The sequence below is a fragment of the Actinomadura sp. NBRC 104412 genome, assembly GCF_030269515.1.
Classification (GTDB): domain Bacteria; phylum Actinomycetota; class Actinomycetes; order Streptosporangiales; family Streptosporangiaceae; genus Spirillospora.
In genome coordinates this window covers 1-1,823 of record NZ_BSTM01000078.1, presented here as the reverse complement: position 1 = coordinate 1,823, position 1,823 = coordinate 1, and the positions used below count along the sequence as shown (strand labels likewise).

General features: G+C 71.1%; 1 protein-coding gene. It reads left to right on the top strand.

Annotated features, from left to right (window positions below; all coding sequences use genetic code 11):
• Positions 1-66: 66 nt before the first annotated feature.
• The gene (locus tag QSK21_RS35760) at positions 67-1,644 is read left to right on the top strand and encodes an IS1182 family transposase (protein ID WP_285702197.1); all 1,578 of its coding nucleotides are present in this window, start codon (positions 67-69) and stop codon (positions 1,642-1,644) included.
• The last annotated feature ends 179 nt before the right edge of the window (positions 1,645-1,823 follow it).

Here is a 1,823-nt window from a genome sequence, read left to right as displayed (position 1 = left end):
CTAGGACTGCACTGAATAACTGCGGTTGTCCCGGTCGAGCTAACGCTCGACTGGGATACTGGTGTGGTGCAGGGTGTGAGCAAGGGCGAGCCAGAGTTGCTGGACGCGGCGGCGCTGGTGGGGCATCTGGTCCCTGCGGGCAGCGTGTTCGCGTTTTTGGCCGAGCATCGCCGCGAAGTGTTCCGCGATGACGCGTTCGCTGATCTGTTTCCCTCTGGGACGGGGCGTCCGTCGATCCCGGCCGATGTGATCGGGTCGGTGTTGCTGCTGCAGGCGCTGTATGACTACTCCGACCCGCAGGTGGTGGAGGCGTTGCGCTGCGATATCCGCTGGAAGGTGGCGTGCGGGCTGCCGCTGACCTACGAAGGGTTCGACCCCTCCACGCTGGTGTATTGGCGCAAGCGGCTGGCCGCCTCGGCGCGTCCGCACCGCATCCATGAGGCGATCGACGCGGTGATCGCGCAGACCGGGGTGCTCAAGGGCCGCCGCAAGCGGGCGCTGGACTCCACCATCCTGGCCGATGCGGTCGCCACCCAGGACACCGTCACCCAGTTGATCGCCGCGATCCGCCGGGTGGGCCGGCAGGTGCCGGGCGCGGCCGAGGCCATCGCCGCCCAGTGCACTGGCGCTGATTACTCCACCCCGGCCAAGCCGAAGATCGACTGGGACGATCCCCAAGCCCGCGACGAACTGGTGTCGGCGCTGGTGAACGACGCGACCCGGCTGGTGGAGATCTTCACCGCCGAGCAGGTGGATCTGACCGGCAAGCAGGCCGATGCCGTCGGGTTGCTGGCCCTGGTGGCCGGTCAGGACGTCGAACCCGCTGAGGGCGGCGACGGCACCGACGGGCGGTGGCGGATCGCCCGCCGGGTCGCCGAAGACCGCGTCATCTCGGTCCACGATCCCCAGGCCCGGCACACTCGCAAGACCCCCGAGGCCCGCCGCGACGGCTACCGCGCCCACATCGCCGTCGAGCCGGACACCACACTGATCACCGGCTGCGCGTTGACCCAGGCCACCGGCGCCGCGGGCAGCGACGCGGCGGTGGCCGGGCAGATGCTCACCGCCGACACACACGCCCAGAACGAGCCGGTCACCGCCTACGGCGACTCGGCGTATGGCACCGGCGAGCTGCGCGCCGCCCTGGCCGGCGCCGGGCACACCGCGATCATCAAGCCCAAGCCGCTCAAGCCCGCCGTCGAGGGCGGCTTCACCCTGGACGACTTCACCGTCGACGAGACCGCCGCCACCGTCACCTGCCCGAACGGCGTCACCCGCCCGATCACCCCCAAACGCAACGTGACCTTCGGGGTCGCCTGCCGCGGCTGCCCGCTGCGGACCCGCTGCACCACCAGCAAGACCGGCCGGGCGCTGATCCTGCACCCTCACGACGCGCTGCTGCGCCAGGCCCGCGCCGCCTGGGCCGGTGACCCGAGCCTGCGCCGCGCCTACGACGCCGACCGTCCCCAGGTCGAACGCGCGATCTGCTGGGTCGCCACCTGCCGCGGCCGACGCCTGAAACTGCGCTACATCGGCACCGCCAAGAACGACTGGTGGCTGCGTACCCGCGTCGCCGGCCTCAACCTGCGCCGGCTGCTGAACCTGGGCCTGACCCGGCGGCCGGGAACCTGGGCGCTGGCCTGACAGCCGGGCAACCGCCCCACCCACACCCTCCTTGCACCCCCAGACACCGCCCGCCAAGCTGGACCACGCGGGAAGGGCGACCACGTGTCGGCCCTTCGAGGTCTGACCTGAACCGCCGCTCAGACGGCCTTGTCGGCGCCCTTCCCGCCCCAACCACGCCTTATTCAGTGGGCTCCTAG